Below are 21546 nucleotides of genomic sequence, written 5' to 3'. Positions count from 1 at the left end.
GTCACCCGCCTGCGACGGCAGGCAGCACGGTGACCGTGTCGCCGTCGGACAGCGGCGTGCCCAGGCCGCCCAGGAAGCGCACGTCCTCGTCGTTCAGGTAGACGTTGACGAAGCGGCGCAGGCTGCCCGCGTCGACCAGGCGCTCCTTGATGCCGGGGTGACGCGACTCAAGATTGCTGATCAGCTCTTCGAGGGTGGCGCCCTCGGCGTCGACGGCCTTGGCGCCGCCGGTGTAATTACGCAGGATGGTCGGAATGCGAACTTCGATGGCCATCGCGCTCAGTCTCCTCAGGTCAGGTCGTCCCATCGGCAGCAACGCCGACGGCTGAAGGGGGATTCCGGGCAGGGGGCTTCCAAGAAGAAACCTGCTCAGACTGCTGCTGCCGCCGCCCTACTCTCCTGCCCGGCCAGGACCGTAGCGGCAGTGAGACGGCAGATTTCTCAGCGACAGTCGTAAACGACGACAGCCGGAGTGTGCGCGAAGAGGAAGCTCTGCACCGGCCTGGCCATCATGGGAGAAACCTTACCTCTTCCTCCGTAATCACTCCGTCGAGGATCCGGTACGAGCGGAACTCGACCTTGTCCTCGTCCCGCGTGGAGACCAGCACGTAGTGGGCGTCCGGCTCGGAGGCGTAGGACACGTCGGTGCGCGACGGGTACGCCTCGGTGGCAGTGTGGGAGTGGTAGATCACGACGGGCTCCTCGTCGCGGTCGTCCATCTCCCGCCAGACGCGCAGCTGCTCCATGGAGTCGAAGCGGTAGAAGGTGGGCGAGCGTTCGGCGTTCTCCATCGGGACGAACCGCTCGGGAACGCCGTTCTTGCCCGCGATGACGCCACACGCCTCGTCGGGGTGGTCGGCACGGGCATGGGCGACGATCTTGTCTGCCAGTTCCTGCGCGATCGACAGCATGCCCGGAAATTACCAGAGCGCCCGGACCAAGCTGTCCTGGAGGTAGGTCAGCCAGTCGTAGGTGACGTAGGCCGGGTAGCGCGGATCGTCCTCGGACATCATGGCGATCTCGTCGTGGACCTCCTCGGTCACGTCGAGCTTGGTGCCGAGCGTGAGGCGTACGTCATTGAGCGAGCGCAGCCACGCCTGGGCCTCCTCGGGCGTGAGCTCGGCCCGGCCCGACTTGGCGGTGTCGAAGACGGTCTGGGCGTCGGCCCGCTTGCCGTCGCGCAGCGTGGCCTCGGTGTAGCGGCGGAACTCCGCCGACTCCTGCTCGTCCTCGTACGCCGACGGGAACAGCCTGGCCAGCACCGGGTCGGACGGCGCCTCGCCCCCTCCGATGCCCAGCGCGCGCTCCAGCGGGTCGTCGCTGGTCTGCCCCGGCTCCACGATGCCCAGCATCATCGAGACGAGCGAGCGCAGGAGCGAGACCTCGGCGGCCTCGAACTCCGCGATGACGCCGCCGCCCTTGCCCGGTGAGAATCCCGATGTCACGCGTGCCGCCGCCTCACTTGACCGAGTCCGGCTGGAGCGTCGCCCACAGGCCGTAGGAGTGGAGAATCTGCACATCGCGTTCCATCTCTTCCCGCGTGCCGCTGGACACGACGGCCTTGCCCTTGTGATGAACGTCCAGCATGAGTTTCTCGGCCTTCTCCTTCGTATAGCCGAAGACCGTTTGGAAGACATAGGTCACGTAGGACATGAGGTTGACGGGGTCGTTCCAGACGATGGTCACCCATGGCAGATCGGGTCGGACGTCCGATGACGGACGCTCGACGGCGATTGGAGCGGTGCTACCCACATCCCCGAGTCTGCCCTATCTGGGCCGTAGTCTTCGAGTCGTGAGGATGGCCATGAGCACTGCGTTGCTGACAGATCACTATGAGCTGACGATGCTACAGGCGGCCCTGCAGAGTGGGGCCGCACACAGACGCGCCGTTTTCGAGGTTTTCGCCAGACATCTACCAGGCGGCAGGCGCTACGGGGTTGTCGCCGGTACGGGACGTGTCCTGGACGAACTGGAACGCTTCCGTTTCGGTGAGGAAGAACTCACCTATCTGCGGGAGAACCACGTCGTCGACGGCTCCACTCTGGCGTTTCTCGCCGATTACCGGTTTTCCGGGAACATCTACGGATACCGCGAGGGAGACCTCTACTTCCCCGCCTCTCCCATCATGATCGTGGAGGGCACGTTCGCGGAGGCCGTGCTGCTGGAGACGCTCGCGCTTTCGATACTCAACCATGACTGCGCCATCGCCTCCGCCGCCTCGCGGATGACCAACGCGGCGGGCAAGCGGCCGATCATTGAGATGGGCTCACGCCGTACGCACGAGGGCGCCGCCGTGGCGGCCGCACGGGCCGCGTACATCGCCGGGTTCGCCTCCACCTCCAACCTGATGGCCGGGCACGTGTACGGCGTCCCCACGGCCGGCACGGCGGCACACGCGTTCACGTTGCTGCACGACACGGAGAAGGACGCGTTCAAGGCCCAGGTCGCCTCGCTCGGCCGCTCGACGACGCTGCTGGTGGACACGTACGACGTGGCCGAGGCGGTACGCACGGCCGTCGAGCTGGCCGGCCCGGAGCTGGGCGCGGTCCGCATCGACTCGGGCGACCTGGCCGCCGCCGCACAGGAGGTCCGCGAGCAGCTCGACGCGCTCGGGGCCTTCAACACCCGCATCCTGGTCACCTCCGACCTGGACGAGTACGCCATCGCCGCGCTCGCCGCCGCCCCCGTGGACGGCTACGGCGTCGGCACCTCCCTCGTGACCGGCTCAGGCGTCCCCACAGCGGCCCTGGTGTACAAGCTGGTGGCGCGTGAGACGGCCACGGGCAAGCTGGAGGCCGTGGCCAAGCGCTCGGTGGGCAAGCCGTCGCGCGGGGGCCGCAAGCAGGCGTACCGGCTGCTGGACGAGTCAGGGAACGTGGAGACCGAGCTGGTCACCACCGGCGGCCTGGCCCCCGAGGGCGGCATCCCTCTGCTGCACGAGCTGGTGCGCGACGGCGAGGTCGTGGGCAGGGAGCCCCTGTCGGCCGCCCGCGAGCGCCACGCGCAGGCCGTCGCCAGCCTCCCCCAGGAGGCCCTCCACCTCGGCAGGGGATATGCGGCGGTCCCCACGGAATTCGCCTGACATATGGTGCTACGTATGGGTACCGCGTTGATCATCGTGGATGTGCAGAACGACTTCTGCGAGGGCGGCAGTCTGCCCGTGGCCGGAGGCGCCGAGGTGGCGGCGGCGATCACCCGTCACGTGGCCGAGCACGGCTACGACCACGTGGTGGCGACCCGCGACTACCACGTCTCCCCCGGCGCCCACTTCTCCGGCTCGCCCGACTACATCTCGACGTGGCCCTCGCACTGCGTGGCCGGCTCCCCCGGAGCGGACTTCCACCCGGCGTTCGACGTGTCGAGCGTGGAGGAGGTGTTCAGCAAGGGCGCGTACGCGGCCGCGTACAGCGGTTTCGAGGGCGCCTCCGGCGACGGCGTGCCGCTGGCCGAATGGCTGAGGCAGCGCGGGGTGCACGAGGTCGACGTGGTGGGGATCGCCACGGACCACTGCGTGCGCGCCACGGCGCTCGACGCGGTGAAGAACGGGCTGGCGGTGCGGGTGCTGCTGGATCTGACGGCGGGCGTGGCCCCCACGACGACGGAGGCGGCGGTGGCGGAGATGAGGAAGGCGGGCGCCACCCTCCAGGGAGCGCCTGTCGTGGAGTGAATCCGCCACTGATCACGATGCGTACATGATAGGCAACGCAGAGGTCATGTGATATTCATGAGGACGAACCCTCTCCGGAGCCGTAGTAATACGGAGAGTCACATACTTCTTTTCGTGTGAGGTCCTTTCATGTTGGCCTTCTCCCTGGGTGTGGCCTGGCTCCTGCTCGGTCCCCTGTGCCTGTGGCTGCTCGTGAGGGGCCGCGCCGGCGAGCGGGTGGGCGCCGTCGTGGCGCTGGCGCTGCTGGAGGGGGGCACGATCGCGATGAGCGACATCCACCCGGCCATGCCGCCCGCCCACGCCGTCGCGGCGCACGTCGAGCCGTCCTGCGACGAGCGCGTGCCGGTGCCCCGGTCCGCGAAGGTGGGGCGCGAGATCGTGCTGACCTGGCCGGCGGCCCCGCACGAGTGCCAGGCGGCCGAGGCCGTCGTACGCACCCAGGGGCGGAAGATGCTGGTCTGGCTGTACGAGGGGCCGAGCATCGGCCGGCGCGTCTCCGTGCTCACGGTTCGTCACCAGCACGTGTTCACGCTGCCCGTCCGCGTGGACGGCGGTAGCGCGGTGCTCAGCGTTCCGATGCACGGAAACCCGCATGAGGTCCTGACCGATGGGCGCACGGGGCGGCGCATCCCGGCGCACTCCCCGCAGGCCGCCTGACCTCAGGTCTTGGCCACCGCCAGCCGCAGCGCGTCGTCGAACCGGGCGAAGACCTCGAACGCGTGCCGCAACCCGGTGATCGACAACACCCTGGCCATGACTCCCTGGACCCCTCCGAGCAGGAGCCTGGTCTCCCTGGCCTCGCACCGCTGCAGGACGCCGATGAGCTCGTTCATCCCCATCGAGTCGCAGAACCGCAGCTCACCCAGGTCCAGGATCAGGAAGGGCCTCGGGGGCAGGTCCCAGATGGGCTCCATGTGCTCGCGCAGCACCGGCAGCGCATAGACGTCGAGCTCGCCCTCGAGCCGGACGATGACCGCGTTTCGGGTGAGGCCGGAAGTGACACTCAATGTCGGCTTTCTGGTGGCCTCAGACGGCATGGGCAAAGTCCTTCTACGTATCCCGAGACGAGCCAGAAGTGGTTGTTGCCGTATCGGTCGAGTTTCTAACAAGAGGGCATGGTTCTGTGGCGAAATGCACAGAGTCACGGAGGGTAACAGGGGCTCGGGGGGTCCCTACTCCCCGCCGTGCTTCGGCCGGGGAGCGGGGACCGCGATCGCTCGGGGCGTCGATGAAGAGCAGGGTCAGCGGCGTTGGGTGGCCCAGCGGCGGATCGTGTCGATCCGCTCCTGGATCTGCTCCGCCGTCGCCTGCGCGATCGGCGGGCCGCCGCAGGAACGCCGCAACTCCGAGTGGATGACGCCGTGCGGCTGGCCCGTGCGGTGGTTCCACGCGCCCACCAGGCCGTTGAGCTCGCGCCTCAGCTCCGCGATCTGCTCGTGCGGCGCCAGGGTCTCGCTCGGCTGCTCCACCGCCTGCTTGCGCCTGGCCGCCTGCTGGTCGGACTGGCGCTTGCGCAGCAGCGTCGCCACCTGGTCGGGCTCCAGCAGCCCCGGCAGGCCGAGGAAGTCCTCCTCCTCGGCCGAGCCGATCTCCGCGCCCGTGCCGAACTCGCCCCCGTCGAACAGCACCCGGTCGAACGTGGCCGACGTCTCCATCGTCTCGAACGGGAGCTCGTCGCCCAGGACGTCGGGATTGTCCTTCTGGCGGTTGGCCTGCTCGAGGAGGCTGTCGTCGAGGCCGTCCTCCGGAGGCCGCTTGTTGAGCACGTGGTCGCGCTCCACCTCCATCTCGTTGGCCAGCCCCATGAGGGTGGGCACCGAGGGGAGGAAGACCGAGGCGGTCTCACCGCGCTTGCGCGCGCGCACGAAGCGGCCCACGGCCTGGGCGAAGAAGAGCGGGGTGGAGGTGGAGGTGGCGTAGACACCCACACACAGGCGGGGGATGTCGACGCCCTCCGACACCATGCGTACGGCCACCAGCCAGCGGGCCTCCGAGGCCGCGAACTCCTTGATCTTCTTCGACGCCCCGGGGTCGTCGGAGAGCACGACCGTGGCGCCCTCGCCGGTGATGTTGCGCAGGTGCCGGGCATAGGCCCGGGCGGTCTCGTGGTCGGTGGCGATGACCAGGCCGCCCGCGTCGGGCACGCCCCTGCGCACCTCCGTGAGACGGCGGTCGGCGGCCTGCATGACCTGGCGGATCCAGTCGCCCTTCGGGTCGAGCGCGGCCCGCCACGCCTGCGAGAGCTGGTCCTTGGTGAGCGGCGTGCCGAGCGTCGCGGCGATCTCGTCGCCCGCCCGGGTGCGCCACTTCATCTCGCCGGAGTACGCCAGGAAGATGACCGGGCGCACGACGCCGTCGTCGAGCGCGGGACCGTAGCCGTAGGAGTAGTCGGCGACGCTGCGCTTGAGGCCCTCGACGTCCTCCTCGTAGCCGACGAAGGGGATCGGGTTGTCGTCCGACCTGAACGGGGTGCCGGTGAGCTGGAGGCGGCGGGTGGCGGGCTCGAACGCCTCGCGCACGCCGTCGCCCCACGACTTGGCGTCGCCCGCGTGGTGGATCTCGTCGAAGATCACCAGCGTCTTGCGCGCCTCCGTGCGTGCTCTGTGCAGCGCGGGGTGCATGGCGACCTGCGCGTACGTCACCGCGACGCCCGTGTAGTCGCGCGAGGTGGCGCCCTGGCTGTTCTTGAACTCGGGGTCGATGGCGATGCCGACCCGCCCGGCCGCGTCGGCCCACTGGCGCTTGAGGTGCTCGGTGGGCGTGACGATGGTGATCGCCTTGATCACTCCGTTGGCGATCAGCTCGCTGGCGATCCGCAGGGCGTAGGTCGTCTTGCCCGCGCCCGGCGTCGCCACGGTGAGGAAGTCACGCGGCTCGCGCCTGAAGTAGAGGTCGAACGCCTCCTGCTGCCAGGCACGCAGTTTGGGCGCGGTGCCCCATGCGGCTCGGTCGGGATAGGAAGGCGAAAGGTGGGACGCGGCGAAGGTGCTCACCGCATCACCTCTGGGGTTCGTGTGCTTCGCTTTCTCACAGTGACCCAAGGGTAATCGGGCCCACCGACAAGACGTGCCGTGAGTCGAGGATTCTGGCCAAGGTCATCTCCACGTGCTATGCGGCTTATCGGATCCTCGCCATGACCGAATCCAGCGCCTGTCTGCGAGCGGTGTCCTCGGGTTGGAGCAGCCCCACGAGCAGCACACCGTCGCCGCTCCGAGTGAGCAGTGTCACTCTCATGAACGCCGGCCGGTTGACCACATCCTGATATTCCGCCCGCAGCGCCCGCGTGCGTCCTCCCGGGAGCTCCTTGTTCTCGACGACCGTCACCCGGTCGCCCTTGAGCAGCAGCCTGGAGTACAGCTCGGCGGCCTCCGTGGTGGCCTTCTCGGCGTCCTCCACGGGCCCGGGGACGGGCCTGGCCATGACGAGCCCGCCGCCACCGTCCCTGATCACCGACGTGAACCCCGTCACCGGCGCCACCGCCCCCTGTCTCCATCCCTGCGGCAGCGTCACGGTCACCCTGGCCAGCGAGTCGCTCAGCCGGCCGCTCTCCACCGGTGGCGCGGTGATCCGCAGCACGACCGCGCTCGCCCCCGCCACCAGGGCCACCCCGGCCAGCACCGCCGCCGCCACGCCTGCCCATCGCCGTCGGCCCGGCCCTGGCGCCCGCATGCGCAGCCCCGGGTCCGCCGGGGTGCCGCGCAGCCGGCCGGACGGGGGAAGCGAGTCCCAGGGGTCCTCGTCGCGCTCCACGGTCCTGTGGATGCGCGGGTTCCAGGGCTCATCCGGTTCGGGGGCCAGCGGGGAGGGCTCGTCCGGTTCGAGGCCCAGTGGGGAGGCCGGTTCGGGGTTCCGGCGCGGGTAGGGCTCGCCGCGTACCGGCCGCAGGTCGAGCGGATGCGGGTGCCGGCGTATCGGCTCGGTGTCACGGACGGGCTCCGGCTCCGGGTCCGGCACGGCCTCCAGGGGGCCCACGCGCCCGCGCCGCGGCTCCTCCTCGTGAGGCGGGCCCCACGTGTACCGCGGAGGAGTACGGCGGTGCCTCGGGCCCGGCTGAGGCGGCCAGACACGGCGATCATCCTCCATGGCACCTCCCTGTCCCGCTGTCCTATCACTCCTCAGGACAAGCGGCAGGAGAACCGTGGTGGCTGTGACAGGAGGGGCGGAATTCAGCGGGTGCGTCCGGCGAGCGCGGTGGCGCTCAGCGCGATGGCGGCCATGAGGAACGAGATCACCGCGAACCCGGTGGAGATCTGGGCCGGTGCGTGCCCGATCAGGTTGACCAGCGCGCCGCCGATCCCGACCGACAGCGCGGAGCCGAGCATGTCCGTGACCGACAGGGCGGCCGAGTTGGCCCCCTGCTCGTTCACCGGCGACTGCTTCAGCGCCGTGACGCTGACCGTGGTCATGCCGAACCCCATCCCGAACCCGGCCACGATCCACGCGGGCACCGCGATCCACCCGCTCACCCCGGGAAGGACGCAGAGCACACAGATCAGGATCGCGACGGTGACGCAGCCGGCCCCCAGCCGGATCCTCTTGTACGCCTCCCCCTCCTGCCTGCTCTGCAGGTACGACCCCGTGGACCACCCGATCGCCCCGGTCGTCAGCGCGATTCCCGCGTAGCTCGGGTCGAAGCCCTTCACCTCTTCCAGCGCCAGCGGGATGAAGGAGTTCACGCCGAAGAAGGCGGCCGAGAAGAACCCGCGCATCAGCACGGTCGTCGCCAGCCCGCGCCCGAACCGCAACGCCCTGGGCGGCAGCAGCCGGTACAGCCCGTACACGAGGAACGCGAGCCCGGCCACCGTCTCGACGGCCGCCGGCACGGCGTCCACATGCAGCCGGTCCACCCCGTGCAGCAGCACCCCGGCCCCGCCCGCCGTGGCGGTGGCGGCCAGCGTCATCGCCAGCGGCCTCGACCGCGGCCCCTGCGAGGGCTCGGCCTCGGACGAGGACGGCATGCGCAGCGCGGGCACGAGCATCGCCAGCGCCGGCACGACCAGCGGGATGATCCCGAAGAAGACGTAGCGCCATCCCCAGTGCCCGGCCACGAACCCGGCCACGGCCGGCCCCACCATGGCGGGCACCACCCAGGCCGCGGAGACGGCCGCGAACACCTTGGGCCGCAGCCCCGACGGATAGACCCGCGCGATCATCACGAGCAGCGCCACGATGGAGGCCCCTGCCCCGAGGCCCTGAACGGCCCGCGCCACGAGGAACAGCACCGCGGACTGCGCCGCTCCGGCCAGCGCCATGCCCGCCACGAAGAGCACCACCCCGGCCAGGAACGGCAGCGCGTAGCCGCGCCGGTCCGACCAGAGCCCCGCCACCACGTTCGCGAACAGGCTGGCGATGAGGAAGGCGGAGATGCTGATCCCGTAGAGGTTGAGGGCGTTCAGCTCCTTCGTCACCGTGGGCATGATGACCGCGACCGACATGCCCTCGAAGGCGACCAGCGTGATCGTCAGGACGATGCCGACCGTCGCGGTGCGGAATTCGGGCGCGAGGATGCGCGTGGGCGTGTGCGGAGTGTCGAGTGCCTTCGGTCCTGTCACCTACACATCGTAATTTGTCGGACACCTAAGCCGATGTCGCGTGCCGGTACACCGCCCACATCTCGTGCATGCGCTCGGCCTGCGCCCGCGTGAACTCCGACATGCACCGGTCGTACGCGTAGTCCATGAAGTTGCGCGTGGGATCGGTGCCCGGGTTGGTGCAGGTGTCCTTGGCCGGCGGGCAGCCCTCGGTCGGCCCGGCCTCCATCGGGGTGTCGTCGATGCCGTCACCGGGCGCCGCGCAGCCGTTCTCGAACGGGTGGAAGAGGCCGAGCCAGTGCCCGACCTCGTGCACTCCGGTGAACCCGCGGTTGTACTCGGCTATCGAGCCGCCGGGCAGGCTGCGCCAGTCGATCACGACGCCGTCGAGGCCGGGGGACTCCGCGTACCAGAAGGGGTAGCTGGCGAAGCCCAGCATCTGCTCGCTGAGCTGGGCGATGTAGAGGTTGAGCGTGGCGGCGTCACCGCGGTGCAGCTTGGCTTTCATCGGCCGCTCGTTGCCGATGGGGTCGGTGAACCACAGGGCGTTCTCGTCGACCGTGACGCCCTCGAGCTTGAAGCGCACGCCGGTGTCCACGCCGCCGTAGCCACCGCCGTACGCGGAGTTGAGCGCCTTGATCTGGGCCGCGACGTCCTGGTCGGAGACCCGGCGCGCGCCGGCGGTGATGATGTGCACCCAGGTGGGCACGGTGATCCGGGCGGGTGGTGTGCCGCCGCTCAGCTTTCTGGTCAGCTCGGCCATGACCTTGGCCACGTCTTCCGGCTTGGGCGAACGTGGCCACGGCCCCCGCGCGGCATGGACGGCGCAGCCTGCCGCGTGCGCGGCCTCGAGCCGGAGCGGCGGTGTGTGCCCGGCTGCGAGCAGGCATGCCAACGAGACGGCGGCCACGCGCCGGGCCATGCGATCCCCCACTACGAACGCGAGCTGGTCTGGCTACCGACCGTAACGCGACGTGGTGGGATTACCGCTCAGCAACACTCACTGCTTGTCGTCGCCGCCGTCGCCACCCGAGGGCAGACCCTCGTAGATCTCCTTGCACTCCGGGCAGACCGGATATTTCTTGGGGTCCCGGCTGGGCACCCAGACCTTGCCGCACAGGGCGCGGATGGGCGTGCCCGTCACCATGCTCTCGGTGATCTTGTGCTTGTCCGCGTAGTGGGCGAACCGCTCGTGATCGCCGTCGCCGTGCGACGTCCGCGGCGTGGTCTCCTGCTCTGGGAGGATCTTCGTGGTGCTCACCCACTGATTTTATGCCCGCGCGCCCCTTGGTCCCCCACACAGCGGTACGGCCCCCGCCGCGTGGCGAGGGCCGTACGTGCAGCCGGAGGTCAGCCCACGTGGACCGGCGCGCTCTCGGTCTTCCTGCCGGCCTTGACGAACACCGTCAGCGCGGCGGTCAGCACCGCGATGCAGGTGCTCACCAGGAAGGCCACGTGCATGCCGTCCATGAAGGAGTTGTGCACGGCGTCGCCGATCTGCTGCGGCAGGCCGGGCGGCACCTTGCCGAAGGAGGCCGCCTTCTCCAGCCCGGCCAGCTGGTCGGGCTGGAACATCCTGGCGGCCGGGCCGAGGTAGCCGGGCAGCTTGTCGGAGATCTCGCCGGCCATCACGGCACCCAGGATCGCGGTGCCGAGCGCGCCGCCGACCTGCATGGCCGACTGCTGCAAGCCGCCCGCGACACCGGTGAGATGCACCGGGGCGTTGCCCACGATGATCTCCGTGGCGCCCACGAACACCGGCGACATGCCGAAGGCCAGCAGCACGAACGGGATGGCGCTCTCGATGAACGACGCGTCGATGCCGAGCCGGGACATGAGGAACATCGCGAGGGCGGTGATCAGCAGGCCCGTCGCCATCGTGATCTTCGGCCCCAGCTTGCCGATCGCCATGCCGGCCAGCGGCGAGGCGACGATCATGCCGGCGCTCATCGGCAGCATGCGCAGGCCGGCCTCAAGCGGGGACAGGCCGTGCACGCCCTGGAAGAAGAAGCCCAGGAAGAACATCGCGCCGAACATGGCGAACGCGACCATCATCATCAGCACGGTGCCGATGGAGATCGAGAGGTTCCTGAACAGCGACAGCGGCACCAGCGGCTGGCTCGCCCTGCTCTGCCAGAAGATGAACGAGCCGACCAGCACCACGAACGCGGCCGCGAAGGTCAGCGTCGTGCTGTCGCCCCAGCCCCACTCGGGAGCCTTGATGATCGTCCAGACCAGCGAGAACATCGCGCCGGACAGCAGCAGCACGCCGAGCCAGTCGATCCTCGCGAGCGTCTGCGCGCGGTTGTCCTTGATCAGGATGGTGCCCAGGACGAGGGCGGCGAGGCCGACGGGGGCGTTGATGAAGAAGACCGTCTCCCAGCTCGCGTTCTCGACCAGCAGGCCGCCCACGATCGGGCCGGCGGCACTGGACAGGCCGATGATCGCGCCCCAGGCCCCCATCGCCTGGTTGAGCCTCTCGCCGGGGAACGCTCCACGCAGCAGCGCCAGGGCGGCCGGCTGAAGCAGCGCGCCGAACAGGCCCTGCAGCACCCGCAGAGCGATCAGCGCGCCGACCGGGCTGAGACCGGGAATGACGTCGGCGAGCTGGGCGCTGAGTCCGATGCCCACCGAAGACAGGGCGAAGCCGGCCACGCCGATCAGAAAGACGCGCTTGTGCCCGAACAGGTCGCCCAGCTTGCCGGCGGTGATCAGGAACACCGCCAGCGCCAGCAGATAACCGCTGGTCACCCACTGCAGATCGGACAGCGAGGCCTTGAGGTCAGCCTGGATGGACGGGTTGGCGATGCCTACGACCGTGCCGTCGAGCATGACCATGATGACGCCCAGGCTGACCGCCAGCAGCACGAGCCACGGGTTGCCACCTGTCCCCGGTTGCGCGGGGCCGAGCGACGGCGGCGCGTCTACCGCCTTCGCGTGAGCCATGAAGTCCCCCTAAGTAAGCCCCCACCGGGGCATAGAACGCGTAGTCGACAGGTAATCTATGGCAGAGGATGACTTATCACAATCGATTTTCGATCGTCACGCTATGACTTATGGCACACTGTGACAGAAAGGTTTCGAGGGAGTGACCACTGTGGGTCTTCGGGAACGCAAGAAGGAGAAGACGCGCCTGGCGATCCTCGACGCCGCGCTCGAGCTCTTCCTCGAACAAGGATACGAGTCGACCACGGTGGAGCAGATCGCGGGGGCCGTCGAAATCTCCCCTCGCACCTTCTTCCGCTACTTCACCAGCAAAGATCACCTTGTGCTGTGGTTCCATGACCACGGCGAGGAGATCATGCTCGAGACCCTGGGCTCCCGCCCCGCGGACGAGCCGGCGTTCACCTCGCTCATGCACGCGGTCCGCGCGGTGCTGCACGACGTCGAGAGCTCAACGCCCGAGGAGACCGAGAGGTTCCTGAAACTGCGGCGACTCCTTGACGCCCAGCCGCGCCTGGTCGGACTGTCGGTGGCCAGAGGCGCGACGACCGAGCGCAACCTGGTCGAGGCGGTCGCCGCCCGCCGGGGCGTGAACCCCGACGAGGACCAGCTCTCGCACCTCATCGTCGCGTTCGCCTCGTGTGCCATGCGCGTCGGCTTCGAGTGCCCGCGCCGCGACGCCACCGTCCCGGAGATCACGCGGCGGATGGCGGAGACCATCGAGCTGGCCGAGCGCTCGCTGCGGCCCGGCTGGGACCGCTGAAGGTCAGTTCATCGTCGGGTCGTCGGGGCAGGTCGCCGCTGAAGGTCAGTTCATCGTCGGGTCGTCCGGGCAGGTCGCCACGAAGGCCAGCTCGCCGGGCTGGCGTCGCAGCACGTGCCGCCAGAGCGCTCTGGGGTCGGCGTGGAAGGTGTCGCCGGCCTCGGAGTCGACGACGTACCAGGCGCCTTCGGCGATCTCGCTCTCCAACTGGCCGGACGACCAGCCCGCGTACCCGGCGAAGATGCGCATCTGCGCGATCTCCCCTTGCAGGATCTCGGGCGGCGCGTCCAGATCCACCGTGCCCAGCCGTGAGACGGCCGGAGTGCCCGCGTGCAGCCTGCGCCAGCCGAGCGGCTCCTGGCCGCTGGGCACCGCCGCCAGCGCGAGCGCGCTGTCCGTCTGCACGGGCCCGCCCTCGAAGAGCACGGACGGCCCCGTCACCAGCGGATCCCACACGGGGAGCACCTGGGTCACCGAGATGTCGCTCGGCCTGTTGAGCACCACGCCCAAGGTCCCGCCGTCATGATCGTGTTCGAGGATCAGCACGACACTACGCCGGAAATTGGGGTCGTCGAGAAGCGGCGTCGCCACCAACAAACCGCCGACGTAGATCGCTTCCGCCATACCTCCATCATGAAGGGTCCGGGGCGGTCTGCGCTCCCCCAGTGCGCTCATGTTACTTTCCGTGCTCACTTGGGCACCTTACGTAGCAAAGATCGCGCCGAGGGGGGTCCAATGCGCACAAGTTCACGTGCCGTCGTGGCGGCGCTCGCGGTGTGCGGCGCACTGTTCCTTCCCCACCAGGCGCATGCGTGGCCGTGGCCCGACCGCGGCGACGACCCGTTCACGCTGACCGTGGACGACGTGGCCTGCCGCTCGGGACGCGCGGAGATCACCCTGCGCAACCTGACCTCCGCGCCCGTGCGTTTCGACGTCCGAGCCGACGGGGAGAGCGTGGCGACCGGCTCGATCGCGGCCCGTAAGGCGGTCTCGAGGCAGGTCCGGGTGCGCAAGGGCAGCGCGGCCGAGATCGAGGCGTTCTTCGTCGACGGCGGCCGTCAGGACGAGCTCATCGACTCCACCCGCGTCACGAACGACTGCCCCTGGGGTCACCACCGCGGCAACCTGCCCTTCACCGGCCCGCCCGTGGACCTCATGGCCAAGCTGGCCACGGCGGGGGGCCTGATCGTGATGGGCGGCATCCTGTGGTGGTACGGCTCCATCTGGCCGCGCTCGACCCCCTAGAGCGCCGTCTCCCGTACGACGAACGCCCCGGCCCTGGCGGCGGTCAGCGTGCGTGACACCGACCGTTCGGCGTCCTCCCGGGTCACCGGCTCCCTGGTGACCACCAGCCGGTAGTAGAGCGGCGCCGAGATCGCCCGGATCACCTCCCCGCCGTCCGTGCCCTCGGGCAGCTCACCCCGCTTGACGGCCAGGTCCACGACGCCGGCCCACTCCTCGATCCGGCGCAGATAGAAGACGCGCAGCGCGCCGGCGGCCTGCTCGTCGCAGGTGGCGGCGGCGATCACCGCCTGGAACGTGGCCCCGAGCCGCCCGTCGGTGATCGCCCCCAGGACGGACAGGGCGTTGGCCCGCAGGTCCTCTTCGACGTCACCCGTGTCGGCATGGGGGGTGGACTGGTTCGCCAGCTCGGTCATGAGGTCGGTGACCAGGCCGGCCCTGCTCCCCCAGCGCCGGTAGACCGTGGTCTTGCCGACGCCCGCCCTGGCCGCGACCTGGTCCATGGTCAGGCCGTGGAAGCCGTGCTCGACCAGCTCGTCCTGCGTGGCCTCCATGACGGCCGCGCGGACCCTCGCCGTACGGCCCCCTGGCCGCACGGTTCCCGCCGAACGGGAAGGTAGGTCCATCAATTCTCCTTGTCGCAACGTTCCATTTTAACGGAACTTCCATTCCATTAAGGATCAACATCGCGTTTTCCCCTCCTCCTGGACGCGGACGCGGGGTGATCGGTTCCACCTCAAGATTCGTTCGGCAATACCGAACGCAACTGCGCTATGGTTCGGCTTGTGGGAGAGACGATTCAGTCGGTCGAGCGGGCGGCCGCGATCCTCCGCCTGCTCGCCTCGGGGCCGCGCCAGCTCGGCGTGGCCGAGCTGGCCAGGGCACTGGGGCTGCCCAAGGGCACGCTGCACGGCATCCTGCGCACCCTGGTCCACGTCGGGTTCGTCGAGCAGGACCAGACAAGCGGGAAGTACCGCCTCGGCGCCACGCTGCTCCATCTGGGCAGCAGCTACCTCGACGTCAACGAGCTGCGCACCCGCGCCATCAACTGGGCCGACGCCCTGGCCGGGCGCAGCAGGGAGAGCGCCTGGATCGGCACCCTCCACGAGGGCCACGTGCTGGTGATCCACCACGTGTTCCGGCCGGACGACAGCATGCAGACCCTCCAGGTGGGTACCTACCTGCCGACGCACGCCAGCGCGCTCGGCAAGGTCCTGCTCGCGCACGACCCGTACGGCGAGGCGCCCGCTCCGCCGCTCCAGCCGTACACGAAGCACACGATCGTCGACCCTGCGGCGCTGGAGCAGGAGCTCGACCTGGTCAGGACGCGCGGCTGGGCGGCCGAGACGGAGGAGCTGACCGAGGGCGAGGTGGCCATCGCCGCGCCCATCAAGGACCCGCGCGGCCTGGTGGTGGGCGCCATCGGCATCCGCGGCGCCGTCGAGCGGCTGGCCGCCGACGGCGTCCTGCACATGGAGTTCGTCTCGTACGTACGGGACGCCGCCCGCGCGATCACCCGCTCACTTGAACATCCCTAAGGCCACGAAATAGCATTCGTTCGGCATTGCCGAACCTGAACCAAGCGAGGAACCTCGTGCCTCGACCTCACTACGTCGCAGCCATCGACCAGGGCACCACGTCCAGCCGCTGCATCGTCTTCGACCAGGCCGGCAACATCATCTCCGTCGCCCAGCGCGAGCACCGCCAGATCTTCCCCAAGCCCGGCTGGGTGGAGCACGACGCGGCCGAGATCTGGCAGGCCGTGCAGGGCGTGCTGGCCGATGCCGTCGGCGGCGCCGGCCTCGAGGACGGGCAGATCGCCGCGCTGGGCATCACCAACCAGCGCGAGACCACCGTGCTGTGGGAGCGGGCGACCGGCCGGCCCGTCTGCCCCGCGATCGTCTGGCAGGACACCCGCACCGACCAGCTGACCCGGGCGCTGGCCGAGCACGAGGGGCTGTTCAAGGAGAAGGCGGGGCTGCCGCTGACGACGTACTTCTCCGGGCCGAAGATCCGCTGGCTGCTGGACGAGCACCCCGGGCTGCGGGAGCGGGCCGAGCGCGGCGAGGTGCTGTTCGGGACGATGGACAGCTGGCTGCTGTGGAACCTCACAGGGCGTCACATCACCGACGTGACCAACGCCAGCCGGACGATGCTGATGAACATCCACACGCTGGCCTGGGACGACGAGCTGCTCGCCGCGCTCGGCGTGCCCCGGGCGATGCTGCCGGAGATCCGCCCGTCCGCCGAGGTCTACGGGCACACCGCGGCCGGCGTGCCGGTCGCCTCGGCGCTCGGCGACCAGCAGGCGGCGCTGTTCGGGCAGACGTGCTTCGCGCCCGGCGAGACGAAGAGCACCTACGGCTCCGGCAGCTTCCTGCTGATGAACACCGGCCAGGAGCCCGTCGTCTCCAAGCACGGCCTGCTGACCACCGTCGGCTACCGGATCGGCGACGGCCCCGCCACCTACGCCCTTGAGGGCGCGATCGCGGTCACCGGCTCGCTGGTGCAGTGGCTGCGCGACAACCTGGGCCTGATCTCCAGCGCGGCCGAGATCGAGACGCTGGCCAGGACGGTCGACGACAACGGCGGCTGCTACTTCGTACCGGCCTTCTCGGGGCTGTTCGCGCCGCACTGGCGCTCGGACGCGCGCGGGGTGATCGCGGGGCTGACCGGGTTCGTCACCAAGGGGCACATCGCGCGGGCCGTGCTGGAGGCCACGGCGTGGCAGACCCGCGAGGTGGTCGACGCGATGAACGCCGACTCCGGGCTCGACCTGACCACGCTGCGCGCCGACGGCGGCATGACCGCGAACAACCTGCTCATGCAGACGCTCGCCGACGTGCTCGCGGTGCCGGTGATCCGCCCCATGGTGGCCGAGACGACCGCCCTCGGCGCCGCCTACGCCGCGGGGCTGGCGACCGGCTACTGGCCCGACATCGAGAGCCTGCGCGCCAACTGGCACAAGGCCGCCGAATGGCGCCCGGCCATCGACGAGGCCGCCCGCGAGCGCGAATACCGCAACTGGAAGAAGGCCGTGGCCCGCACCCTCGACTGGGTCGAGCAGTAGGGAGTTTGGACATGAGGACCACGACCGGCGCCGACCGGGCGGAGATCCGCGAGGAGCTCTCCCGCACCGCCTACGACCTGCTCGTGATCGGCGGTGGCATTCTCGGCACGTCGGTGACCTGGATGGCCGCCCAGGCCGGGCTGCGGGTGGCCATGGTGGACGCGGGCGACTTCGCCGGCGCCACCTCCAGCGCCTCGTCCAAGCTCGTCCACGGCGGCCTGCGCTACCTGCAGACCGGCAACGTCAGGCTGGTCGCCGAGAACCACCGCGAGCGCCGCGCCCTGGCCGCCGACATCGCCCCGCACCTGGTCAAGCCGTTGACGTTCCTGGTGCCGATCTACAAGGGCGGGCCGCACGGGGCGGCCAAGCTGGGCGCGGGGGTGTTCCTGTACTCGGCGCTGTCGGTGTTCGGCGACGGCATGGGCAAGGTGATCACCCCTCACCAGGCTCTTTCCAAGGTGCCGGCGCTGCGTACCGAGGGCCTGCGGGCCGCCGCCGTCTACGGCGACCACCAGATGAACGACAGCCGCGTCGCGGTCATGACCGTCCGGGCCGCCGTGGACGCGGGCGCCGTCGTGCTCAACCACGCCGAGGTCGTCGGACTGCGCAAGACGGGCGGCGCCGCGGCGGGCACGGTCGCGGGCACGGTCACCGGTGCCGACCTGCGCGACCGGCTCGACGGCACCGAGTTCGGCGTCTCCGCCCGGCTCGTGCTGAACGCCACCGGGCCGTGGGTGGACCACCTGCGGCGCATGGAGGACCCGGGCGCGGCACCGAGCATCCGGCTGTCCAAGGGCGCCCACCTGGTCCTGCGCCGCCACGAGCCGTGGAAGGCCGCGCTGACCACGCCGATCGACAAGTACCGGGTGTCGTTCGCCATCCCGTGGGAGGACCACCTGCTGCTCGGCACCACGGACGAGGCGTACGAGGGCGACCCCGGCGCGGTGGGCGTCACCGAGGCCGACATCGCCCAGATTTTGGACGAGGCCGGCCATGCGGTACGCGACTCCCAGGTCAGGCGCGAGGACATCACCTACGCCTTCGCCGGCCTGCGGGTGCTGCCCGGCAGGCCAGGCCAGGTGACGGCGGCCAAACGGGAGACGGTGCTGACCAGGGGCGCGGGCGGCATGCTCTCGGTGGCGGGCGGCAAGTGGACCACTTACCGCCACATCGGCAGGCACGTACTCGACACGCTCGCCCACCTGCCGGGGCAGCCGCTGGGCGACGACCTGGCCGACATCCTGCCCGCCGTACCGCTCCCGGGCGTGGCCAGCCCCGACGCGGTGGCCATGCGGCTGTGGACCGACCGTGACCCGGGCGCGCGCATGGACCCGCTGGTCGCCAGGCATCTGGCCACGCATTACGGCTCGATCGCGTTCGACCTGTCCCGGCTCATCCGCGAGGACCCCGGGCTCGGCGAGCGCATCCACCCGGACGGTCCCGACATCTGGGCCCAGGCTGTCTACGCGCGCGACCGCGAGTGGGCGGCCACGGTGGACGACGTCGTACGCCGCCGCACGACGCTCACGGTCCGCGGCCTCGACACAGCCGACGTACGGGACAGGATCCAGGAGCTGCTCGGCTGAGCGCTACCGGAAGTGGTCTGGCCGTGCGGCGGCTGGGAAGGGGGGTGGCATGTGCACTCCCATGAACCAAGCCCTGATCCGTCACTTCTGCGATCTTCGCGACGGCATCCACGGCCAGGCCGTCTCGCGGGAGGACAAGGAGCGCCTGTTCGCCAGGGCCGCCGAACTGCTGGACCCGGTGGCGCGCAGAGCCCTCGACGAGGTCAACGCCGACCTGCTGCTCGGCACCGGTGAAGTGGTGGCGAGCGGGGTCACCCGGTCCCGCGAGGGCGGGCTCAACGCGATGTGGTCGCTGACGTGGCCGGAGCAGCGCGCCGGCCACGTCCAGCCGATCGCCGTCGTGGCCCATTACGGATGCGACTTCCACCACCCGCACCTGCGGGGCAACACGGTCGGTGACTGGCCGATGAACGTCTTCGACGCGGCGGACGCGGAGGCGCAGCTCGACACGTTGCGGGTGATCGCCGCCGGCGACGCCCACAACCTGGTCTTCCAGGAGAGCTATCACCTCATGCCCGCCATCGAGACGCAGGTCTCGTAGGGGATGGGTGCGTAAAGGTCTCTACGCCCCTGTAGACCCCTCCGAGGCGAGTGTCCCCCTTGACGGCGGGTGGCGCCGCCCGTGCCCGGCCGTATCGAGCCTTACGCCTCGGTGAAGCCGCGCGCGCGGCCGCCGGCGGATTCACGCACGGCGGCGGCGACGGCGGTCGCCACGTCGGGGTGGAACACGCTGGGGATGATGTAGTTGGGACCCAGCTCCTCCGGCGTCACGACGGCGGCGAGGGCGCCGGCGGCGGCCAGCAGCATCTCCTGCGTCACCCCGTCCGCCTGCGCGTCCAGCAGCCCGCGGAAGACGCCGGGGAAGGCCAGCACGTTGTTGATCTGGTTGGGGTAGTCGGAGCGCCCCGTGGCCACCACGGCCGCGTGCTCGCGGGCGTCGTCGGGCGACACCTCGGGCTCCGGGTTGGCCAGCGCGAACACCACCGCGTCCTTGGCCATCGTGGCGATGTCGTCACCGGTCAGGATGCCCGGCGCGGAGACGCCCACGAAGACGTCGGCGTCCTTGACCGCTCCCCGCAGGTCGCCCGAGTAGCCTTCGGCGTTGGTGTGGTCGGCGATCCACTGCAGCGACTCGTCGAGGTCGTCGCGCCCGCGGTGCACGGCCCCCAGGTAGTCGCACACGACCACATTGCGCGCGCCGGCCGCCAGCAGCAGCCGCAGCACCGCGTTGCCGGCCGCGCCCGCGCCCGCCATGGTGATCTTGACGTTCTCGATGCTCTTGTCGACGACCCGCAGCGCGTTGGTGAGGGCGGCGAGCACGCAGATCGCCGTGCCGTGCTGGTCGTCGTGGAAGACGGGGATGTCGAGCAGCTCGCGCAGCCGCCGCTCCACCTCGAAGCAGCGCGGTGCGCCGATGTCCTCGAGGTTGATCCCGCCGAACCCGGGCGCGATCACCTGCACCGTGCGGACGATCTCGTCGACGTCCTGCGTGTCGAGGCAGATCGGCCAGGCGTCGATGCCCGCGAACCGCTTGAACAGCGCAGCCTTGCCCTCCATCACCGGCAGCGCGGCCTCGGGGCCGATGTTGCCCAGCCCCAGCACGGCCGAGCCGTCGGTGACGACGGCGACCGTGTTGCGCTTGATGGTCAGGCGCCTGGCGTCCTCCTTGTTGCGCGCGATGGCCATCGACACGCGCGCCACGCCCGGCGTGTACGCCATGGACAGCTCGTCGCGGTTGCGCAGCGGCACCTTCGACTTCATCTCGATCTTGCCGCCGAGGTGCATGAGGAACGTGCGGTCGGACACCTTGTGGATGACGACGCCCTCGACGGCCTCGAGCTGGTCGACGATGGTCTGGGCGTGGTCGGTGTCCCTGGCGGCGCAGGTCACGTCGATGCGGAGCTTCTCATGGCCCGCGTTGCTGACGTCGAGCGCGGTGACGACACCCCCTGCCGACTCTACGGCGTGGGTGAGCTGGCTGACGGCCTTGCCGCCGGCCGGAACCTCGAGACGCACGGTGATGGAGTACGACACACTCGGGACGGTCGCCACGTCAATCGCTCCTTCGGGACTGACCAAGAATGTCCCCCATGATAGGGCTCCCCAGGTCAGTCCAGTGCCTCGGCCGCCGTGACGATCAGATCGACGCATGTCGGAACGGGGATCGTGGTGCTGTCGATCACCAGGTGATATTGACGGGGGTCAGTCGGATCCACGCGGTAGAAGTGGCGTACGTACGACACTCTGGCGCGGTCGTTGTCCTCGATGATCTTGCGGGCGTCGCGCTCGCTCATCCCTCCGAGCGTGGCCGTCTGCCGGATCCTGCGCTTGATCGGCGCGTCGAGCCGGACGTGCAGCGCGCCCGGGTGGTCGGCCAGCACCACGGCCCCCGCCCGGCCGAGGAACACCCCGCCCTGGTCGCCGGCCATGTCCTTGAGCATGCGTTCGGTACGGCGGACGAACTCCTCGGGCGCGAGCGGCATCGCGCCCGGCACGTACATGTCCACACCGCCGAAGGTGACCGTGGGCAGCCGCATCGCACCCGAGAGCAGCCTGCCGAGGCCGTGTTCGGCCCGGTCGTCGTGGGCCAGCGCCTCCTCCAGCGTGCAGCCCAGCTCCTGGGCCACGGCGCTGGGGATGGCGCGGTCGACGAAGGGCACACCGAGACGCTCCGCGACGGCCGGGCCGATCTGGCTGCCGGCCGTGCCGTATGTCGCGGATATGGTGACGACCCGCATACACCC

General features: G+C 70.0%; 24 protein-coding genes. 9 read left to right on the top strand and 15 right to left on the bottom strand.

The features are described from left to right. Position 1 precedes the first annotated feature (1 nt). The 4 genes from AB0J64_RS06770 to clpS all read right to left on the bottom strand — a co-directional run bounded on the left by AB0J64_RS06770 (position 2) and on the right by clpS (position 1752). A complete protein-coding gene (locus AB0J64_RS06770; RefSeq protein WP_185071430.1) occupies positions 2-274 on the bottom strand; it encodes a MoaD/ThiS family protein in 273 nt (90 codons plus the stop codon). 235 nt (positions 275-509) lie between these two features. Continuing rightward, on the bottom strand, positions 510-911 hold the full coding sequence (locus tag AB0J64_RS06765; protein ID WP_364021760.1) for a M67 family metallopeptidase: 402 nt from the start codon (positions 909-911) through the stop codon (positions 510-512). A gap of 9 nt (positions 912-920) precedes the next feature. Then, complete coding sequence (locus AB0J64_RS06760) at positions 921-1445, bottom strand: DUF2017 domain-containing protein (protein ID WP_364021757.1); 525 nt, start codon at positions 1443-1445, stop codon at positions 921-923. Between the two features lie 13 nt (positions 1446-1458). Then, positions 1459-1752, bottom strand: coding sequence for an ATP-dependent Clp protease adapter ClpS (gene clpS / locus AB0J64_RS06755; RefSeq protein WP_090935661.1), 294 nt, complete (start codon positions 1750-1752; stop codon positions 1459-1461). Positions 1753-1798: 46 nt separating this feature from the next. Here clpS and AB0J64_RS06750 point away from each other — a divergent pair, with 46 nt between their 5' ends. The 3 genes from AB0J64_RS06750 (at position 1799) to AB0J64_RS06740 (ending at position 4324) form a co-directional block, all read left to right on the top strand. After that, positions 1799-3082, top strand: coding sequence for a nicotinate phosphoribosyltransferase (locus AB0J64_RS06750; protein ID WP_364021754.1), 1284 nt, complete (start codon positions 1799-1801; stop codon positions 3080-3082). Positions 3083-3097: 15 nt separating this feature from the next. After that, a complete protein-coding gene (locus tag AB0J64_RS06745; RefSeq protein WP_364021751.1) occupies positions 3098-3667 on the top strand; it encodes an isochorismatase family protein in 570 nt (189 codons plus the stop codon). Between the two features lie 129 nt (positions 3668-3796). Next, positions 3797-4324, top strand: a complete 528-nt coding sequence (locus AB0J64_RS06740; RefSeq protein WP_364021748.1) for a hypothetical protein — start codon at positions 3797-3799, stop codon at positions 4322-4324. Between the two features lie 2 nt (positions 4325-4326). Here the strand turns inward: AB0J64_RS06740 and AB0J64_RS06735 are convergent, their stop codons facing one another. The 7 genes from AB0J64_RS06735 to AB0J64_RS06705 form a co-directional block, all read right to left on the bottom strand. Next, on the bottom strand, positions 4327-4704 hold the full coding sequence (locus AB0J64_RS06735) for an STAS domain-containing protein (protein ID WP_364021745.1): 378 nt from the start codon (positions 4702-4704) through the stop codon (positions 4327-4329). Between the two features lie 204 nt (positions 4705-4908). Beyond that, a complete protein-coding gene (locus tag AB0J64_RS06730; protein ID WP_364021742.1) occupies positions 4909-6660 on the bottom strand; it encodes a DEAD/DEAH box helicase in 1752 nt (583 codons plus the stop codon). A gap of 124 nt (positions 6661-6784) precedes the next feature. After that, positions 6785-7639 (bottom strand): hypothetical protein, encoded by an 855-nt coding sequence (locus AB0J64_RS06725; protein WP_364021739.1) that lies wholly within the window; start codon positions 7637-7639, stop codon positions 6785-6787. Positions 7640-7833: 194 nt separating this feature from the next. Next, positions 7834-9219: an MFS transporter gene (locus AB0J64_RS06720; RefSeq protein ID WP_364021736.1), complete on the bottom strand. Its 1386-nt coding sequence runs from the start codon at positions 9217-9219 to the stop codon at positions 7834-7836. A gap of 25 nt (positions 9220-9244) precedes the next feature. Continuing rightward, positions 9245-10120 (bottom strand): zinc metalloprotease, encoded by an 876-nt coding sequence (locus AB0J64_RS06715; RefSeq protein ID WP_364021733.1) that lies wholly within the window; start codon positions 10118-10120, stop codon positions 9245-9247. 78 nt (positions 10121-10198) lie between these two features. Continuing rightward, positions 10199-10459, bottom strand: a complete 261-nt coding sequence (locus tag AB0J64_RS06710) for a DUF3039 domain-containing protein (protein ID WP_364021730.1) — start codon at positions 10457-10459, stop codon at positions 10199-10201. Positions 10460-10548: 89 nt separating this feature from the next. Continuing rightward, on the bottom strand, positions 10549-12144 hold the full coding sequence (locus tag AB0J64_RS06705; RefSeq protein WP_364021727.1) for an MFS transporter: 1596 nt from the start codon (positions 12142-12144) through the stop codon (positions 10549-10551). A gap of 151 nt (positions 12145-12295) precedes the next feature. On the opposite strand from AB0J64_RS06705, the gene AB0J64_RS06700 reads away from it, so the two are divergent. Then, on the top strand, positions 12296-12904 hold the full coding sequence (locus AB0J64_RS06700; protein ID WP_364021724.1) for a TetR family transcriptional regulator: 609 nt from the start codon (positions 12296-12298) through the stop codon (positions 12902-12904). Positions 12905-12949: 45 nt separating this feature from the next. Here AB0J64_RS06700 and AB0J64_RS06695 read toward each other — a convergent pair whose 3' ends face one another. Continuing rightward, on the bottom strand, positions 12950-13528 hold the full coding sequence (locus AB0J64_RS06695; protein ID WP_364021721.1) for a YqgE/AlgH family protein: 579 nt from the start codon (positions 13526-13528) through the stop codon (positions 12950-12952). Between the two features lie 111 nt (positions 13529-13639). On the opposite strand from AB0J64_RS06695, the gene AB0J64_RS06690 reads away from it, so the two are divergent. Beyond that, a complete protein-coding gene (locus tag AB0J64_RS06690; RefSeq protein WP_364021718.1) occupies positions 13640-14149 on the top strand; it encodes a hypothetical protein in 510 nt (169 codons plus the stop codon). Here the strand turns inward: AB0J64_RS06690 and AB0J64_RS06685 are convergent. Next, positions 14146-14772: a TetR/AcrR family transcriptional regulator gene (locus AB0J64_RS06685; RefSeq protein ID WP_364021716.1), complete on the bottom strand. Its 627-nt coding sequence runs from the start codon at positions 14770-14772 to the stop codon at positions 14146-14148. The genes AB0J64_RS06690 and AB0J64_RS06685 overlap by 4 nt on opposite strands. A gap of 159 nt (positions 14773-14931) precedes the next feature. On the opposite strand from AB0J64_RS06685, the gene AB0J64_RS06680 reads away from it, so the two are divergent. From AB0J64_RS06680 to AB0J64_RS06665, 4 genes are all read left to right on the top strand, one after another. After that, entirely contained in the window at positions 14932-15684 is a 753-nt protein-coding gene (locus AB0J64_RS06680; protein ID WP_364021713.1) for an IclR family transcriptional regulator, read from the top strand. A 56-nt stretch (positions 15685-15740) separates the two neighbouring features. Continuing rightward, positions 15741-17216 carry a glycerol kinase GlpK gene (gene glpK, locus AB0J64_RS06675; protein ID WP_364021710.1) on the top strand — a complete coding sequence of 492 codons (1476 nt, stop codon included), beginning with the start codon at positions 15741-15743 and terminating at the stop codon, positions 17214-17216. 11 nt (positions 17217-17227) lie between these two features. Next, on the top strand, positions 17228-18802 hold the full coding sequence (locus AB0J64_RS06670; RefSeq protein WP_364021707.1) for a glycerol-3-phosphate dehydrogenase/oxidase: 1575 nt from the start codon (positions 17228-17230) through the stop codon (positions 18800-18802). A 61-nt stretch (positions 18803-18863) separates the two neighbouring features. Beyond that, complete coding sequence (locus AB0J64_RS06665) at positions 18864-19343, top strand: hypothetical protein (protein WP_364021704.1); 480 nt, start codon at positions 18864-18866, stop codon at positions 19341-19343. Between the two features lie 101 nt (positions 19344-19444). Here the strand turns inward: AB0J64_RS06665 and AB0J64_RS06660 are convergent, their stop codons facing one another. Both AB0J64_RS06660 and AB0J64_RS06655 read right to left on the bottom strand, forming a co-directional pair. Next, positions 19445-20854: an NAD-dependent malic enzyme gene (locus tag AB0J64_RS06660; RefSeq protein ID WP_364021701.1), complete on the bottom strand. Its 1410-nt coding sequence runs from the start codon at positions 20852-20854 to the stop codon at positions 19445-19447. A 56-nt stretch (positions 20855-20910) separates the two neighbouring features. Continuing rightward, entirely contained in the window at positions 20911-21540 is a 630-nt protein-coding gene (locus AB0J64_RS06655; protein ID WP_364021698.1) for a cytidylate kinase-like family protein, read from the bottom strand. Positions 21541-21546: the final 6 nt, after the last annotated feature.

The sequence above is a fragment of the Nonomuraea sp. NPDC049695 genome (assembly GCF_040674955.1).
GTDB lineage: Bacteria > Actinomycetota > Actinomycetes > Streptosporangiales > Streptosporangiaceae > Nonomuraea > Nonomuraea helvata.
The sequence above is the reverse complement of the archived record's forward strand: the minus strand, read 5'-3'. Positions and strand labels throughout refer to the sequence as shown.

Bases quoted from the DNA above. Each gene is read 5' to 3' on its own strand.
- AB0J64_RS06735 (WP_364021745.1), bottom strand. From the start codon at position 4,704: ATGCCGTCTGAGGCCACCAGAAAGCCGACATTGAGTGTCACTTCCGGC.
- AB0J64_RS06765 (WP_364021760.1), bottom strand. From the start codon at position 911: ATGCTGTCGATCGCGCAGGAACTGGCAGACAAGATCGTCGCCCATGCC.
- AB0J64_RS06745 (WP_364021751.1), top strand. From the start codon at position 3,098: ATGGGTACCGCGTTGATCATCGTGGATGTGCAGAACGACTTCTGCGAG.
- AB0J64_RS06740 (WP_364021748.1), top strand. From the start codon at position 3,797: ATGTTGGCCTTCTCCCTGGGTGTGGCCTGGCTCCTGCTCGGTCCCCTG.
- AB0J64_RS06715 (WP_364021733.1), bottom strand. From the start codon at position 10,120: ATGGCCCGGCGCGTGGCCGCCGTCTCGTTGGCATGCCTGCTCGCAGCC.
- AB0J64_RS06685 (WP_364021716.1), bottom strand. From the start codon at position 14,772: ATGGACCTACCTTCCCGTTCGGCGGGAACCGTGCGGCCAGGGGGCCGT.
- AB0J64_RS06690 (WP_364021718.1), top strand. From the start codon at position 13,640: ATGCGCACAAGTTCACGTGCCGTCGTGGCGGCGCTCGCGGTGTGCGGC.
- AB0J64_RS06655 (WP_364021698.1), bottom strand. From the start codon at position 21,540: ATGCGGGTCGTCACCATATCCGCGACATACGGCACGGCCGGCAGCCAG.
- AB0J64_RS06665 (WP_364021704.1), top strand. From the start codon at position 18,864: ATGAACCAAGCCCTGATCCGTCACTTCTGCGATCTTCGCGACGGCATC.
- AB0J64_RS06750 (WP_364021754.1), top strand. From the start codon at position 1,799: ATGGCCATGAGCACTGCGTTGCTGACAGATCACTATGAGCTGACGATG.
- AB0J64_RS06670 (WP_364021707.1), top strand. From the start codon at position 17,228: ATGAGGACCACGACCGGCGCCGACCGGGCGGAGATCCGCGAGGAGCTC.
- AB0J64_RS06695 (WP_364021721.1), bottom strand. From the start codon at position 13,528: ATGGCGGAAGCGATCTACGTCGGCGGTTTGTTGGTGGCGACGCCGCTT.
- AB0J64_RS06770 (WP_185071430.1), bottom strand. From the start codon at position 274: ATGGCCATCGAAGTTCGCATTCCGACCATCCTGCGTAATTACACCGGC.
- AB0J64_RS06705 (WP_364021727.1), bottom strand. From the start codon at position 12,144: ATGGCTCACGCGAAGGCGGTAGACGCGCCGCCGTCGCTCGGCCCCGCG.